Below are 17,073 nucleotides of genomic sequence, written 5' to 3'. Positions count from 1 at the left end.
TTAAGCCTCTACACCGCCATTTGCCGCTGCGGTGTTAAATTGTTCTGAACCGATAATACGCCCGGCTACTCAAAAACTCTCTCTCAGCCATTGGCCGACACGCTGTATTCGTCCACCTGTCCCGGTCAGACGACCGGAACCGGCCAGCCTGATTGACCGCTCTTCGACACCCGCAATCTGCGGGTAGATCAACAAGCCAACGGTGGCGGAAAAAGCCGCTCCTTTGGCCGCATCCGGCAGGCCAGAAATCCCTAACGGCCGGCCGATCCGGGCATTGCGCGCCAGAATACGACGGGCTGCTTCCGGCATACCCGGCAGCTGGCTGGCACCACCGGTCAGCACAACACGTTTTCCAACGATTGTACCAAAACCGGACTGATTCAGTCTGTCACGCACCAGTTCCAGTGTTTCTTCAACACGGGCACGAATGATGCGCGTCAGGACTGAACGTGGATACTGATTTGGCATGTCGCGCTCATCATCACCAATCGGGGGAACGCTGATCAGATCGCGCTCATCCGCAGCACTTGGCAAGGCTGAACCATACATAACCTTTAAACGTTCGGCGTCTTCCATACGGGTGGAAAAGCCGCGCGCCACATCCATGGTGACATGATTGCCGCCAATGGCAATCGCATCCGCATGGATAAATTTACCTTCCGAGAAAACAGAAATCGTTGTGGTGCCACCGCCCATATCGATGCAGGCAACACCCATTTCCGCTTCATCATCCACCAATGCAGCCAAGCCGCTGGCATAGGGGGTTGCAACCATCGCTTCCACTGACAAATGGCATCGATTGATGCATAATTCCAGATTCCGCAAGGGGGCGCTATCGGCTGTTAACACATGCATGTCAACGCCTAAGCTATCACCAAGCATCCCCATCGGATCACGAATGCCGCGCTCGCCATCAAGCGTATAGCCAATCGGCAAGGAATGAACCAAATTGCGCTCTGCGGCGAGTGCCTGCTTGGCACCGGCAGATAAAACGCGGCGCACATCCGAACGGTCAACTTCATGACCACCAAGATTGATACTGGCCGACAAAATTTCGCTTTTCAAACGACCGGCAGAAATATTGACGATCAGACTGTCAACCGTCAAACCAGCCATACGTTCTGCTGCATCCACCGCCAGACGAATGGACTGTTCAGCCGCATCCAGATCAATAATCACACCGGATTTAACACCGTAGGATTTTTGATGGCCAATGCCCAAAACTTCCATACGATGGGTGCGACCCGGCAGCATCGCACTTTCATCACGCGGTGTCAGACGCGCAATCACGCAGGACACCTTGCTTGATCCCACATCAAGAACCGTCAAAAGACGCACCTTGCGCCCTGCCGATCCTGAATTTGCTGCCGACTTGTTACCAAAAATACTCATGCGCGTTTCCTCGCACGTGCGGCCTGCTGGCGTTCTTTTAATAATTTCTCACGTGCAGCCTGTCCGGTCTCCGTCAACAAAACAGTAACGCGGTCATTCAAACGCATATCAACGGATACAATATCACGGGACAACAAATTCTGATCCCGATCCAATTTCTCAATCTGTGCCAATGCTTTTTCAGGCTCGAATTCCGGCAGCATCACCCGCACGCCGTTTTCAAGCAATAAATCCCATCGCCGGTCTGCGACTCGAATATAGGCACGCACTTTCGATGCCAGATCCGGATGGATACTCACATCAGCAATAAAATCTTTGACGCGGCTTTCCGCACCTTCACCCACCACCAACGGCAACTGCGCGTAACGGCCCGAACGATAAGGTACAATTTCCTTACCCTCGGCATCAATCAGCGATAAGCGATCTTCATTTTGCCAGATTGCCTGCGCCTTACGCTCTTCAAGCGATACCAGCACGGTGCCCGGATAAATTTTACGCACTTCAGCGTTTTCGACCCAAGGCAGCTGCGAAATTTCTTCGCGCGCCCGCTCGACATTCAAACCGACCAGCGAAGTGGAACCGTCAAGATTCAACTGCCCCAGCACATCGATATCGGAAGTTTCAGAATTACCAACCACCTGAACACGCTCAATAGCAAAGCCAAGGGTTGAGGTTGTCACTTTGATGACATCGTCTGAATGACCACCAGCCACCATACCATAAGCACCGGTGGCTGCAAAAAAGCCGGTCAAGCCAATAGTACCGGCAAAACGCGGAATATGGATGCGCCCCTGAAACAGACGAGCGATAAAACGAAACGGTCTACGTAAGAATTTAGGCAATACAAAAGCAGCACTCTGCACGGACGACGCATGACGCATCGACGAAGCATTGTAATGAGCTTTAGCCTTTTTCTTTAACGCGAGCACGAAGCGTCCTCCACCATCCAACTCAGTAACGCACCAAAGGAAATACCTTCAGCACGGGCAATATCAGGCACAAGAGAGGTGGGCGTCATGCCGGGCTGCGTATTGACCTCCAGCCAAACCAGCTCGCCATCTTCTGAAAACCGATCATCGTACCGGAAATCCGAACGACTCACACCTTTACATCCAATTGCCCTATGTGCCTCAAGCGCCATTATTTGAATTTTTTGGTAAATATTTGGTAAAATTTTTGCCGGACACTCATGCTTTGATGCGCCAACTACATATTTTGAATCATAATCATAGAACTGATGACCGACAGGAATGATCTCGCAAACACCAAGCGCCCTGTCCCCCATCACGGCACAGGTCAATTCACGCCCGCCGACATAATGTTCCACCATCACCTCATCGCCATATTTCCAGTCTGGTGATGATATGACTTGCGGCGGATGGGACTGATCTTCCTGAACAATCACCACACCAAAAGATGAACCTTCACGCACAGGCTTTACCACATATGGCGGCTTGATCGGATGCTCATTGCCCAAATCAAAACGGTTCATCACCACAGATTCAGCAACAGACACACCGGCAGCAGCAGCCACTTTTTTAGCGCGCGCCTTATCCATTGCCAAAGCCGAAGCCATCACACCGGAATGGGTGTAAGGAATTTGCAGAAACTCAAGAATACCTTGAATGCAACCATCTTCGCCGTAAGGGCCATGCAGCGCATTAAACACCACATCAGGTCGAAGCTCCGCCAAAACAGCCGCAACATTACGATCCATATCAATACAGCTAACGCGATAACCTTCCGCGTCGAGCGCCTCTGCACAAGCAGCACCTGATGACAAGCTGACAGGGCGTTCTGATGAAAAACCACCCATCAATACGGCAACATGTTTTTTAGCCATATGAGACCCCTCTCCTGTCAAAACCGATGCAAAATACAAAAAACCGTTTCCGGCAAAACTCGCAACAGAAAATATATATGTTCGAAACGAGAAAACCTCGTCGAATCAAATCACTGAACGCTTTACCCTAAAGAATCAGATCGTTGATTCTGTGGCAAGCCCCCAGAGAAATTTGTTGTTTGTTCGATATGCCGGAAACATCAGAAAAGACTCGGTTTCTTGGCAAAATAAGCATCAAAAAAAATATTTATTTATGCAAAATAAATTGAAATATGCACCCAATTAAGCGAGCACAACCGCATCTTCTGCAACCTGCAGTTCAAACAGGCTCTGACCTTCGCCAAACAAACCAATGCGTTTGATTTCCCATTCCAGCAAAATACCGGATTTTTCCAGTACCTTTGCCCTTACGGTTTCACCTAAACGTTCCAGATCAAAGCCGCTGGCCTCGCCATTATTGATCATGAAATTACAATGCATGACCGACATCTGCGCATCACCAATACGCAAACCTCGGCAACCTGCTTTGTCGATTTCCTTCCAGGCAGACGTACCTTCAGGATTTTTAAACGTCGAGCCGCCGGTTTTCTCCCGCACCGGCTGAACGGTTTCACGGTGATGCAAAACCTCGTCCATCGCTTGGCGAATAGTTTCAGGCTCGCCCTTCTTCCCTTCCAGAATAGCGGAGGTGAAAATCAGATCCGAGGGCACAGAAGAATTGCGATAGGTGTAGCCCATATCGGCATTGCTCAAAACATGCAGATTGCCTTTTCTGTCGAGCGCACGCACCTCTACAACGCGTTCGCAAGTTTCAACGCCATTGGCACCGGCATTCATCCGCAACGCGCCGCCAAGCCCGCCCGGAATACCGCTATAAAAATGAAACCCTGCAAGCTGCGCCTCCAAGGCGGAAGCCGCCAGCCGCTTGTCGGTTGCCGCAGCTCCGGCCTTCAGACGCGTGTCACTCACTTGCTCGACGGTACCGAAGCCTTTTGCACCTAACCGCACAACAAACCCCGGTATGCCGCCATCACGCACCATTAGGTTGGAGCCGATGCCGACAACCATCAGCGGAACCTCTTCCGGCAATGATCTTAAAAATAAAGCGAGGTCTTCTTCATCGGCTGGTTGAAAGAACACTTGTGCCGGACCACCGGTACGAAACCAGGTGATTTTGTCCATTCCGGCATCAACTGTCATCTTACCGCGCAGACCTTTTAAACGGTCACCCAAACGCGCCAGAAGAAGCTCTCCGCTTTCCATGTTTTTATGCCTTATCCAGTGCAGCCAACTCGTCAGGCAGCGCATAAGCCCATTGAGTGATATTGCCCGCACCCAAGCAGATAACAAAATCACCTGGGCGTGCAATCTCATGCACTATAGGCGCCAAGTTTTCAGCTCCAGCGGCAAAGCGTGCATCACGATGACCGGCGGTTTTAATCCGTGAAACGAGATTTGGTGAATCAACGCCTTCAATCGGCTCTTCGCCAGCGGTATAGACCGGCGCCACAATCACTGTGTCGGCGTCATTGAAGCAGGTTGCAAATTCATCATAAAGGCTGTGCAGACGCGTATAGCGATGCGGCTGAACAATTGCCACAACACGACCCTTGGTGGCAGCACGTGCCGCATTCAGCACCGCGCGGATTTCCACCGGATGATGACCGTAATCGTCAAAGACTTCAACGCCATTCCATGAACCGGTATGGGTAAAACGACGCTTCACACCGCCAAAGGCACCAAGACCTTTAACAATATCTTCTGCTGAAATGCCAAGCTCATAAGCCACCGCAATCGCGGCGGTCGCATTGGAGACATTGTGCATGCCCGGCATTGGCAGGCGCAGACCTTCGATCAGCACCACATCGCCCTTGCGGGAGCGGATCTGCACGTCAAACACGCTTGTCGCACCGTCCATATGATGGTTGATATAACGCACATCCGCCTGCGGATTGTGACCGTATGTGATGATGCGGCGATCTTCAATACGGCTGACAAGTGCCTGCACTTCAGGATGATCAAGGCACATAACGCCAAAACCATAGAAAGGCACATTCTCAACGAACTGGCGAAAAGCCGCGCGCACATTGTCAAAAGAACCATAATGATCCAGATGCTCCGGATCGATATTGGTAATCACCGCAATATCGGCAGGCAGTTTCAGGAAAGTGCCGTCACTTTCGTCAGCTTCCACCACCATCCAGTCGCCGTCACCCATACGTGCATTGGTGCCATAGGCATTGATGATACCGCCATTAATCACGGTCGGATCGAGTTTGCCCGCATCAAGCAATGCCGCAACCATTGATGTGGTGGTGGTTTTGCCATGCGTGCCGCCAATGGCAATCGCATGACGGAAACGCATCAATTCGGCCAGCATTTCAGCGCGGCGCACAACCGGCAGTAATTTCTCGCGCGCTGCCATCAGCTCCGGATTGCTAGGCTTGATGGCAGTGGAAACCACCACCACATCCGCATCGCCCAAATTTTCGGCCTTGTGGCCGACAAAAACCTCGATGCCCTTTTCACGCAGACGCTGCACATTAGCGCCATCTGCCTGATCGGAGCCCTGCACTTTATAACCAAGATTGTGCAGCACTTCGGCAATACCGCTCATCCCAATGCCGCCAATACCGACAAAATGTACGAGCCCGATATTTAACGGCATCTTCATCGACGCAGTCCTTCCTTATAATCTTTCACTGACTTACCAGCTGCAATAACCTCTGCCAGATCGGCAAGCAACCGTGTTGCATCAAGTTTGCCGGCAGTTTTTGCAGCTTCCGCCATTTTTGCCAATCGTTGCGGTTCATCCATGGCCGATTGAATAATTTCAGCCAGCTTTTGTGGCGATAATTCTGTTTGTTTGATCACCTGCGCGCCCCCCACATCTGCAAGCGCTTCGGCATTGGCGGATTGGTCATGGTCAAGCGCATGCGGAAACGGCACCAAAATCGCCGGACGGCCAATGGCGGCAATTTCCGAAACGGTGGATGCACCAGAGCGCGCAATGATAAATTGTGCATCAGCCTGACGTGCCGGCAAATCACTGAAGAATGGCGCGACCTGCGCCCCCACACCTAGTTTTTCATAAATCGCGGTGACAGTTTCCTGATCTTCAGGACGTGCCTGTTGAGCAATCAGCAAGCGTGCCTGATATGCTTTCGGCAATAAAGCAATGGCTGCCGGAACTGCTTGGCTGAAATATTGCGCACCCTGACTGCCACCAAAAACCAGCAAATGAAAACGCTCATTGTCGCTTGAAGGCTGGTAAGGCTGTTTCGCTGCTGCAACGACAGGTGGGCGCACCGGATTGCCGGTGGTGATGATTTTATCGGCAAATGTTCCTTTGCCTTCCGACAAAAAGCCGCCCGCTATTGCCTGAACACGCGCAGCCAAACCTTTATTGGCGCGTCCCATCACCGCATTTTGCTCATGAATGAGGGTCGGGATATGCATACGATGCGCCGCATAAAGCGGTGGCAAGGTCGGATAACCACCAAAGCCCACCACCAGTTTCGGTTTTAACTTTTTGAATAAAGAACGGCTGTCGAGATTACCGCGCCATAATTCCCACATGGTGCGGGCAATGGCGATAGGATTGCGCCCCGACAAAGTTGCCGAGCGGATCACATGCACATGGTCGGCCGCAAATGCACCGGAAAAGCGCTGTGCTCTGGCATCAGTTGCCAGATGCACATCATAACCGCGTGCGGTCAGTTCATAAGCCAAGGCTTCGGCCGGGAACAGATGACCGCCAGTACCGCCGGCAGCAAGCACGATCACATCTTTTTGCATCATTTTTCTCACAGAGCCGGTGCCTGTGTCCCCATACGAACTGTTGCCGACATACGACCTTCCGGACGGCGGCGTGTTAAGGCCAGCAGAATGCCCATCGTGATGGCAATCGCGATCAGAGACGAACCACCATAAGAAATAAACGGTAATGTCATACCTTTAGCAGGCATCAGGTGCAAATTCACCGCCATATTAATGACCGACTGGAAGCCGAACAGAATGACCACACCGGAAATCGCCAGACGGCTGAACGGATCATTCTGGCGCTGTGCAATCAACAGTCCACGCACCACAATGAAGGCAAAAAGCAACATGATGAGCAGGCACAGGATAATGCCATATTCTTCTGCTGCCACAGAAAAGATAAAGTCGGTGTGACTATCAGGAATGATACGTTTGACGGTACCCTCGCCCGGCCCCTGACCAAACCAACCACCGCGCAAAATCGCTTCGCGTCCGCTATCTACCTGAAACGTGTCACCCTCACCGGTCATGAAGCGATCAATACGGCCAGCCACATGCGGGAAAAACATATAAGCGCCGAAAGCGCCAACAGCACCGATAACACCAAGCAGCAAAATCCAAAACATGTTCAATCCTGCCAGAAAGAACATACCGCCCCATGTGCCTGCTGTCAGCATGGTTTGCCCGAAATCCGGCTGCAACACCAAAAGGCCAACTACCAGCCCGCATAAAAGCATGGCGAAGAAATTGCCCGGAATGTCGGAGCGGCGCTGCTGCTCGGCAAAAAGCCAGGCGCAAATCACCACAAAAGCGGGTTTCATAAATTCTGAGGGCTGAATGGAAATGCCTAGAATAGAGATCCAGCGTCGCGCCCCTTTAACTTCAACGCCGATGAATAATGCGGCCACCATCATCAGCAGTGCCCCGATCAACAGGATCAGCGAATAACGGCGAATTTCCCGCGGCGAGCAAAAAGACACGCCGATCATGATAATCACCGCCGGGACCATGAAAAAAGTCTGACGTTCAACAAAGTGAAAACTATCGAGGCCGATGCGTTCAGCAACCGCAGGGCTTGCCGCAAAAGACAGCAAAATGCCTAACCCCATCAGGCTCAAACAGGCGGCAAGAAAGTAGCGATCAATCGTCCACCACCAATTTGCAACAGGGCCACGGTCAACACGACTTACCATCAGTTTACCCCTTCAATCTTTCTCGTACCAGCCAAATCCCACACAAAATCACGAAATGCATCGCCGCGTTTTTCAAAGTTTTGAAACTGATCAAAACTGGCGCAAGCTGGCGACAAAAGCACAACCGGCTCCTGTGCCGCATCGGCTCCCGCATCCTGCGCTGCGTGGGTAACGGCAACCTCTAATGTATCAGAAATTTCATAAACAACATCATTGCCCAACGTGGCAGCAAAAGCAGCAGCCGATTCACCGATCAGATAGGCTTTGGCAATGCGCGGGAAAAATTCGCGCAAGGCTTCAATGCCACCGGCCTTCGGCACACCACCGACAATCCAGTAAATATTTTTGGCAAATGAAGATAAAGCCGGTGCCGTGGCTTCCGCATTGGTCGCTTTGGAATCATTGACAAACAATACCTTGCCACGGCGCGCCACCTGCTCCATGCGATGCGCAAGCCCCGGAAAGCTTTGCAAACCTGTTTCAATTTCTGAGGGGCTCAAACCAACGCTCATGCAAGCTGCAATCGCCGCCAAAGCATTTTGTGCATTATGGCTGCCACGTAGTGAGCCAATCGATTGCAGCGAGCCTAATGATTTCACATCGCCGGAACGCGCATAGAAAAGCTCTGATTCTTTAGCAAAATAGCCGTTTTGCAGCGGCTTATCTTTCGAAATACGAATAAGATGATCGCCTTTTACCGCCAAACTATCGGCAATTTTCACACAGTAATCATCATCAACACCGATAATCGCTACATCGCTTTGCGCCACTAGCCGCGCTTTAATCGCGGCATAATTGTCCATCGTGCCATGACGGTCGAGATGGTCAGGCGTTAAATTCAATAAAATACCGGCACTCGGATTAAGTGATGGTGCCAGATCAATCTGATAAGACGAACACTCAACCACATAAAACTTGTCTGCCGCTGGTGCATCCAAAGTTAAAATCGCAGTGCCGATATTGCCACCAAGCTGCATATCACGGCCAGCCGACTTTAAAATATGAGCAATCAGGGCTGTTGTGGTGGATTTTCCATTCGTGCCGGTAATGGCAATAAAAGGGCAATCCGGCGCCAAAAGCTGACGCTCACGCACAAATAATTCCACATCACCAATAATCTCGACACCGGCATCTTCAGCCAGTTGCACTGTCCAATGCGGTTTTGGATGGGTCAGCGGCACACCGGGCGACAAAACAAGGGCAGAAAACTGCGACCAGTCTGCCAGACGTAAATCACCGGTGGCGATGCCTTCAGCCTGCGCCTTGGCAACACTTTGCGGATTATCATCCCATGCAATGATCTGCGCGCCTCCAGCCACAATAGCCTTGGCAGTCGCAAGACCCGATCCCCCTAAACCAAAAAGGGCAATGGTTTTATCTTTTAATGCGGTGATCGGGATCATTGCAGGTGCCTATCGAGTTTAAATGCCCTTAACGGAGCTTCAATGTAGAAAGACCAATCATGGCCAGAATGATCGCCACAATCCAGAAACGGATCACGACCTGACTTTCCGTCCAGCCTTTTTTCTCAAAATGGTGATGGATCGGTGCCATCAGGAACACCCGCTTGCCGGTCAACTTGAAAGACCCAACCTGAATGATGACGGAAAGCGCTTCCACCACAAACAAACCGCCGATAATTGCCAGTACGATCTCGTGCTTGGTCGCAACAGCAACTGCACCCAACATGCCGCCAAGCGCCAATGAACCGGTGTCGCCCATGAAAATTGCAGCAGGCGGTGCATTGAACCAAAGGAAGCCAAGACCGGCACCAATCACCGCGCCAAGCACCACAGACAATTCACCCGTACCCGGCACAAAGTGGATCTGCAGATAATCAGCAAAAATCGCATTACCGGAGAGATAAGCAATCAGACCGAAAGAAGCAGCAGCCACCATCACAGGAACAATCGCCAAGCCATCCAGACCATCGGTAAGGTTCACCGCATTACCGGCACCAACCATGACAAAGGCTGCAACCGGGATAAAGAAGAGACCAAGATTCAAAACAAATGTTTTTACAAACGGGAATGTCAGCGAAGATGAAAATGGCTCCTGCCCTGCGCTCATAATGAACCATGCAGCAATACCGGCGATCAGAAATTCTAATCCTAACCGGGACTTGCCGGAAAAGCCTTTATCGGTCTGCTTTGTCACTTTCAGATAATCATCATAAAAACCAATCGCGCCAAACCCGACCGATACCATCAGCACAACCCAGACATAAACGCTGGAAAGATTAGCCCATAATAGCGATGAGACCAGAATACCGGTCATGATCATCAAGCCGCCCATTGTCGGTGTACCGGCTTTTTTGAAATGGGTCTGCGGGCCATCTGCACGGATCGGCTGACCACGCCCCTGACGCACACGCAAGGCATCAATGATACGCGGACCGAACAAAAAGACGATCAGCGCCGAGGTAATCATCGCACCGCCGGTACGAAACGTGATGTAGCGAAACACGTTTAATGGTGCCACATGGTCAGCAAAAAATGTTAAGAGCATCAGCATGGGCAGCTTATCCTTACAGGCATCATTTTTTATTATTCCCCAATCTTTATTCCGCTGCCTCTGCTAGCGGGTAGCGGGTAATCAGGGCTTTCACAATTTTAGAAAACGCAATCGACATGGATGATTTGACCATCACCACATCACCTGCACGAATATCATTGAGCACAACCGGCAATAATTCATTGACGCTCTGCCCGTATTCAACATGAACTTCAACAGGCATCGCTGATTTCAGAACTGCCATTTCAGCGCCGCCGATATAAAGGGCGTTCACGTCCGCATCAACAATCGGTCGGGCAAGATCGGCATGAAGTTTACCCGATTGACGGCCAAGCTCCAGCATATCCCCAAGCACCGCAATGCGGCGACCACCCTCTTGCGGCTCAACCGATTGTAGCAGTACAAGGGCGGCACGCATCGAGGTCGGATTGGCGTTATAGCTTTCATCAATCAGTGTGAATGTGCCATCCCCGCAACGCAGTTTATAGGTAGCGCCGCGCCCCTTTTCCGCCTGCAAATCAGCCAGTGCCGCAATGACTTTTTCCATATCCGCACCAACAAGATGAGCCGCACCGATCACGCCCAGCATGTTCTGCACGATATGACGACCTGGCGCACCAATTTTGACCGCCAAAGTTTTCTTGCCAATGCGCATTTCAATATCGGAATAAGTCGGATGCAATTCGAGCGTGTTGAGACGGTAATCTGCTTGCGCATTTTCGCCAAAGGTCACGACATGCTCGACACCTGCTTCTTCAGCCAGAGCTTCCAACTGCTTGAAGCGTTTGTCATCACGGTTGAGCAGGGCATAACCGCCCGGCACAATGCCTTCAAAAATTTCGCCCTTTGCTGTGGCAATGGCTTCCAGATTAGCAAATTGGCCTAAATGCGCCGGTGCAATGAGCGTGATCATCGCCACATGCGGACGCACCATTTTCACCAATGGACGAATTTCATCGGGATGGTTCATACCGATTTCAAAAATGCCGTAATCAATATCGCGTGGCATCCGCGCCAAAGTCAGCGGTACGCCCCAATGATTATTGAAAGAGGCAACAGAAGCATGCACCGTTCCGGACTTGCTCAATACATGACGCAATGCTTCCTTGCTGGTGGTTTTTCCAACCGAACCGGTCACGGCAATGATTTGTGCTTGTGAGCGTTTGCGCGCAGCAATCCCCAAACGGGTCAGCGCTTCCAACACATCTTCCACCACAATCATCGGCACCTGCAAATTGCCGAAAGCCGCCAAACGCTTTTCGGCAACGACCATCAGACTCGCACCTGCTGCCATCGCGTGGGTGGCAAAATCATGACCGTCGAATTTATCACCTTTAATGGCAAAAAACGCCTCGCCCTCTTTCAGAGAGCGGGTATCAATAGAAATGCCTGTTATGCCTTTTGGAAGGGTGCCAAACGGGCGCCCTTCCATTGCCTTGACCATTTCATCAGCTGTCCACAGCCACTGGCTCATTCTTAATCTTCCTTCTGACGAGCCTGAAGCGCCAATGCGATTTCGCTGTGATCGGAGAACGGCAATACCTTATCTCCAACCGTCTGGCCTTCTTCATGCCCTTTACCGGCAACAATTAATGTGTCGCCTGTATTCATCATCGCAACGGCGGCCTGAATTGCCTGTTTGCGATCACCAATTTCCTGCACATTAGGTGCCGCCACCATGATTTCCTGTCGGATCACTTCCGGCACTTCAGTGCGTGGATTATCGTCGGTGACAATCACCACATCTGCCAAACGCGTTGCAATTTCGCCCATAATCGGGCGCTTACCCTTATCACGATCACCGCCGCAACCAAAGACCACGATAATACGCCCTGTCGTGAACGGACGTACCGATGTCAGCACATTTTCCAACGCATCAGGCTTATGGGCATAATCGACATAAGCGAGTGCACCATTTTCAGTCGAGCCCACCAAATCAAGACGACCCGGCGCACCTTTGAGACGCTCAAGCGCCTTCATTGCTGCTTGTGGCGGAACCCCTGTTTCAATGGCAAGCGCTGCCGCAATCAAAGCATTGGCCACCTGAAACTCACCGGCCAATGGCAGACTGACTTCAAAAATCTCGTCATTAATGGCGACTTCAATATGCTGACGGAAACGTTCATGCTCCAAACGCTTCAGTTTGATAAAATCACCTTTACGGCCAACGGTCTTGATATTGCAGCCAGCCTGACGCGCGATTTCAATGGCTTTTTCCGAATAAACATCATCGGCAAAGAAAATCGCTGGCTCATTTTTAGGCAAAACTTCGGTAAAAAGACGCATTTTGGCAGCCAGATAGTCATCAATGGTCGCATGATAATCCATATGATCACGGCCAAGATTGGTAAATGCAGCAGCCGACAATTTCACGCCGTCCAGACGACGCTGATCAAGCCCGTGGGAAGAAGCCTCCATCGCCGCATGGGTCACACCTTCATCGGCAAGCTCTACCAAAACACGATGCAATTCCACCGGATCAGGCGTGGTCAGCGAATTATAATCACTGCGTGTTGGCGAGAAAACACCGGTCGTACCGATATTAGCAGCGGCAAAACCTGCATATTCCCAAATCTGACGGGCGAAAGAAGCAACCGATGTTTTACCGCTGGTGCCGGTCACAGCCACCATCACATCCGGTTGTTTGTTATAAAAAGCGCTTGCTGCCTGCGATAAAGCCAGACGCGGATCGGTAGTTTTAATCTGCGGGACACTCAAACCACCAGCATGGTCTTCATCAGTAATTACAGCCGCGGCACCGCGGGCAATCGCATCGGCAATAAATTGACCACCATCGGCTTTTACGCCTTTGAGAGCCGCGAACAAATAACCCGTCTGCACTTTACGCGAATCTGACGTCACACCTGTAATTGCGATATCTGCGATTTCCGGGCTCAAAATATTCGAGAATGCCGCGATTTCTTTCAATTTCATAATGTTCCAGACCCTGTTTGCTGACAGCCTCATCGCGGCCTGTAACTTTTTTTGTTACGAGCGCGAATCAGTCATTACCATATGAGACTACTGTTGAAGTGGTATCCTGTTTAAAATCAGGCTTTACACCCAAAAATGATGCTGATCGACGAATAATATTAGCGACCATCGGAGCAGCGTTCAAACCTGCGGTCGCACTATACATACCTTCTTCCGGTTTCGGCTCATCAATAATGGTCAAAACCACATAGGTCGGATCATCCATCGGAAAAGCTGCCAAAAAGGCGTTAAAACGCACATTATTGGCATATTTACCATTCACGACCTTTTCCGCCGTACCGGTTTTCCCACCGACACGATAACCTTTAACTTCCGCACGACGACCGGAACCGATTTCGGCATTGAGGCGATAAAGATAACGCATATCTTCACTCACCTTCGGCGAAACCACTTGAACGGCAACCTGATCGGCTTCGGCTTGTGAGCGCTTTAAGAATGTCGGCTGAATAAGCTTGCCGCCATTCATCAAAGCTGCCGAGCCGACAGCTGTTTGCAGCGGTGTTGTCATCATGCCGTGACCAAATGAAATGGTCATCGAATGAACCTTCTTCCAAACGCGCGGCTCTACAGGACGTGCCACTTCCGGCAGCTCCGTCTGCATGCGGTCAAGCAAACCAATGCGCTTCAAGAAATTGCGGTGACCTTCAATACCAACCGCATCGGCTTCTTTACCCGAACCAATATTGGAGGAGTAAATAAAGACTTCCGCCAATGTCAGCCAGCGGGCTTTACCGTGGAAGTCACGGATGGTCTGACGACCAAACACCATCGGACGGGTCGCATCAAATTTGGAATTGATGTTAAACAATCCGGAATCAAGCGCCATCGCCGTGGTAAAGGTTTTAATGGTTGACCCCATCTCGTAAGTACCGGCAGACATACGGTTGAGGCGGTCTTTTTCCAGCGCATTGACCGGATTGTTCGGATCAAAATCCGGCAATGATGACATCGCCAGCACTTCGCCGGTTTTTACATTAAGCACAACAGCACCGGCAGCAATGGCGCGGTATTTCTCCATCGCCTTTTCCAACTCGTCGCGCATAATGTGTTGCACGCGGATATCAATCGACAATTTGATCGGCTCAAGATTTTGTTCGCTCACAAGACCCGCAGAGCGCAGATCACTCAATCCGGCTGAATCAATATATTTCTCCATACCGGCAATCCCCTGATTGTCGATATTAACGAGACCGAGAATATGCGAAGCCGTTGGCCCGCCCGGATAAAAGCGTTTGGTTTCAGTTCTAAACCCAATGCCCGGCACACCAAGCGCCATAATCTGGCTTTGCTGGCGCGGGGTTAAGCCACGTTTGATCCATGCAAAACCGGAGCCGCTTTTCAGCTTCTTATAAGTTGCTTCCCAATCAAGATCAGGCAAAACGGTCGAAAGAAGCTCAATTGTTTCGTCCGGATCAACAATACGCTTTGGCTCGGCATAAAGCGAAGCGGTCTTGATATCGGTGGCCAGAATTTCACCATTGCGATCCAAAATATCAGGACGCGCTGCCAGATTGTGGGCAGCTGATGCGCGATATCCTTCTTCGCGGTCGCTTTGCAATCCAAAATAAACCAGTTTACCACCAATAACGCCATAAATAGCGATGAAACAGGTCATCGCCATGATCAAACGGTTACGGGCGCGGTTGCCGTATTTTTTGCGATTGCCGTCAAAAGCCATATTGCCGGCAACTTTCACTTCCTGACCTTCAGCTGAAAAATCAGTATAGCCAGTGACCTCGGCTTTATTTTTTTTCGAGCCCTTCCAACGCATCACTACTGCCCCGCTTTTGCAGGGTTGACGCTGCCGGTGGCCATACGGTCGATGCCGGTCATATTATTGGCGATCAATGCATCACTACCTGAAATCAGCTTTTCGATTTCATCAACAGGACGATTAGGAATTTCATTGAACTGCACAATCTGCTTGGCATCGATATTTTGTAAGCTCAGTTCTTTGGCATAAACATCAACCAGATTTTGCAAACGACCAGGTTGCGTCATGAGGCTCCAATCGGCGCGCAGCAGGGTAATCGTATCTTTTTCCGACGCGATCTGGCGTTTCAGCTTATTGATGACAACTATCTGTTTTTCGGAATCATATTTGATCTTGTAAGTGACAGTCGCCGCCACCAACATTGCCGCAATCAGAATAAGGTCAAAAGTGCGCAGCACTGGCTCAACTCCTGCTCAGGTCTTGGGTGTCAGGCAATTTCGGCAAACCAAAAAGCGCGTAATCTGCCGCCATTGACTGCGCGTCTGTACGCATTCCGGCCCGCAATTTTGCTGATCTTGCCCGTGGATTACGGTTTGATTCTTCTTCATTGGCGCTCACGGCCCCCTTCACGACAGATGTGAAACTTGGCCGGCGTTCATAGACTTCCGGCATATGACGTGATCCACCGCTGCCACCGGCGCGGTCGGCAAAGAAGCGTTTGACAATGCGGTCTTCCAGTGAGTGGAATGTCACCACGACGAGACGCCCACCTGGCTTCAACCGTTCTTCAGCGGCGATCAGCGCATCTGCCAATTCATTCAGCTCTTCATTGACATAAACGCGCAATGCCTGAAACACGCGGGTTGCCGGATGAATACGATCTTTAGGATGGCGTCCCACCAGCATTTCAATCGCATTGGCTAAATCAAGTGTGCGGGTAAATGGCTCAACCGCACGGCGTTTCTCAATCATGCGCGCAATGCGACCGGCATGACGTTCTTCGCCAAGAAAATTAAAAATACGCGCTAAATCGCCGGTCTTCAAACGATTGACCACATCAGCAGCACTGGGGCCTTCGACCGACATACGCATATCAAGGGGTCCATCTTTTTGAAAAGAAAAGCCGCGATCCGCTTCGTCGATCTGCATCGAAGAAACACCGATATCAAGCACGATACCGTCAACTTGCTTACCCTCGCCCAGCACCTGCTCGATAGCTGCACCCAGTTGCGAAAAACGATTTTGCACCAGTGTAAACCGACCGGCAAACTCCTGTTCCATCGCACGGCCATTGGCAATCGCGGTGGGATCGCGATCAATACCGATCAGGCGTGCACCGGTTTGTAAAATTGCGCGCGAATATCCGCCGGCACCGAAGGTTCCGTCTACGAACACACCATTCTCATTGGCCTGCAAAGCGTCCAGCACTTCGCTGAGCATCACCGGAATATGACGTGAATAATCGCCTTCAGCCTGCACAGCCTGAGACTGTTTTGCGTCAATGTTCGCCATCACGGTCTCCCTTTCTTTCGCGTTATCGCCACTAAATCCGGCTCCAACTATGATTTTGCTGTCTTTTGAAGGCATTTCACTTCCGCAAGCATCGGCATATCGAGCAATTGAACTGAGATAAGCGTGTTTTTTGAGCACACGTTTCCCCA

14 protein-coding genes are annotated in these 17,073 nt (G+C 50.9%); all 14 read right to left on the bottom strand.

The window, feature by feature from the left end; all coding sequences use genetic code 11:
- Positions 1–69: 69 nt before the first annotated feature.
- The 14 genes from ftsA to rsmH all read right to left on the bottom strand — a co-directional run bounded on the left by ftsA (position 70) and on the right by rsmH (position 16,924).
- Positions 70–1,392: a cell division protein FtsA gene (gene ftsA, locus ACI0FR_RS09290; protein WP_374831753.1), complete on the bottom strand. Its 1,323-nt coding sequence runs from the start codon at positions 1,390–1,392 to the stop codon at positions 70–72.
- The gene (locus ACI0FR_RS09285) at positions 1,389–2,321 is read right to left on the bottom strand and encodes a cell division protein FtsQ/DivIB (RefSeq protein ID WP_374831751.1); all 933 of its coding nucleotides are present in this window, start codon (positions 2,319–2,321) and stop codon (positions 1,389–1,391) included. Before ACI0FR_RS09285 ends, ftsA begins: the two co-directional genes overlap by 4 nt.
- Entirely contained in the window at positions 2,309–3,235 is a 927-nt protein-coding gene (locus tag ACI0FR_RS09280; RefSeq protein ID WP_404906051.1) for a D-alanine--D-alanine ligase, read from the bottom strand. The genes ACI0FR_RS09285 and ACI0FR_RS09280 overlap by 13 nt, the downstream gene beginning before the upstream one ends.
- 282 nt (positions 3,236–3,517) lie before the next feature.
- Positions 3,518–4,498, bottom strand: a complete 981-nt coding sequence (murB, locus tag ACI0FR_RS09275) for a UDP-N-acetylmuramate dehydrogenase (RefSeq protein WP_404906052.1) — start codon at positions 4,496–4,498, stop codon at positions 3,518–3,520.
- A gap of 4 nt (positions 4,499–4,502) precedes the next feature.
- Positions 4,503–5,909, bottom strand: a complete 1,407-nt coding sequence (gene murC / locus ACI0FR_RS09270) for a UDP-N-acetylmuramate--L-alanine ligase (protein ID WP_374831745.1) — start codon at positions 5,907–5,909, stop codon at positions 4,503–4,505.
- The gene (gene murG / locus ACI0FR_RS09265; RefSeq protein ID WP_404906179.1) at positions 5,906–7,033 is read right to left on the bottom strand and encodes an undecaprenyldiphospho-muramoylpentapeptide beta-N-acetylglucosaminyltransferase; all 1,128 of its coding nucleotides are present in this window, start codon (positions 7,031–7,033) and stop codon (positions 5,906–5,908) included. The genes murC and murG overlap by 4 nt, the downstream gene beginning before the upstream one ends.
- Positions 7,034–7,041: 8 nt before the next feature.
- Positions 7,042–8,190: a putative lipid II flippase FtsW gene (gene ftsW, locus ACI0FR_RS09260; protein WP_404906053.1), complete on the bottom strand. Its 1,149-nt coding sequence runs from the start codon at positions 8,188–8,190 to the stop codon at positions 7,042–7,044.
- Positions 8,190–9,593, bottom strand: a complete 1,404-nt coding sequence (murD, locus tag ACI0FR_RS09255) for a UDP-N-acetylmuramoyl-L-alanine--D-glutamate ligase (RefSeq protein WP_404906054.1) — start codon at positions 9,591–9,593, stop codon at positions 8,190–8,192. Before murD ends, ftsW begins: the two co-directional genes overlap by 1 nt.
- Before the next feature lie 28 nt (positions 9,594–9,621).
- A complete protein-coding gene (mraY, locus tag ACI0FR_RS09250) occupies positions 9,622–10,704 on the bottom strand; it encodes a phospho-N-acetylmuramoyl-pentapeptide-transferase (RefSeq protein WP_374831739.1) in 1,083 nt (360 codons plus the stop codon).
- Positions 10,705–10,750: 46 nt separating this feature from the next.
- Positions 10,751–12,178 (bottom strand): UDP-N-acetylmuramoylalanyl-D-glutamyl-2,6-diaminopimelate--D-alanyl-D-alanine ligase, encoded by a 1,428-nt coding sequence (locus ACI0FR_RS09245; protein WP_404906055.1) that lies wholly within the window; start codon positions 12,176–12,178, stop codon positions 10,751–10,753.
- A gap of 2 nt (positions 12,179–12,180) precedes the next feature.
- Positions 12,181–13,638 carry a UDP-N-acetylmuramoyl-L-alanyl-D-glutamate--2,6-diaminopimelate ligase gene (locus ACI0FR_RS09240; protein ID WP_404906056.1) on the bottom strand — a complete coding sequence of 486 codons (1,458 nt, stop codon included), beginning with the start codon at positions 13,636–13,638 and terminating at the stop codon, positions 12,181–12,183.
- 67 nt (positions 13,639–13,705) lie between these two features.
- On the bottom strand, positions 13,706–15,376 hold the full coding sequence (locus ACI0FR_RS09235) for a peptidoglycan D,D-transpeptidase FtsI family protein (protein ID WP_404906180.1): 1,671 nt from the start codon (positions 15,374–15,376) through the stop codon (positions 13,706–13,708).
- Positions 15,377–15,471: 95 nt separating this feature from the next.
- On the bottom strand, positions 15,472–15,870 hold the full coding sequence (gene ftsL / locus ACI0FR_RS09230; RefSeq protein WP_374831733.1) for a cell division protein FtsL: 399 nt from the start codon (positions 15,868–15,870) through the stop codon (positions 15,472–15,474).
- 4 nt (positions 15,871–15,874) lie between these two features.
- Positions 15,875–16,924 carry a 16S rRNA (cytosine(1402)-N(4))-methyltransferase RsmH gene (gene rsmH, locus ACI0FR_RS09225; protein WP_404906057.1) on the bottom strand — a complete coding sequence of 350 codons (1,050 nt, stop codon included), beginning with the start codon at positions 16,922–16,924 and terminating at the stop codon, positions 15,875–15,877.
- Positions 16,925–17,073: the final 149 nt, after the last annotated feature.

Source organism: Paenochrobactrum sp. BZR 201-1 (genome assembly GCF_044987585.2).
In the GTDB taxonomy this organism is placed as follows: domain Bacteria; phylum Pseudomonadota; class Alphaproteobacteria; order Rhizobiales; family Rhizobiaceae; genus Paenochrobactrum; species Paenochrobactrum pullorum.
The sequence above is the reverse complement of the archived record's forward strand: the minus strand, read 5'-3'. Positions and strand labels throughout refer to the sequence as shown.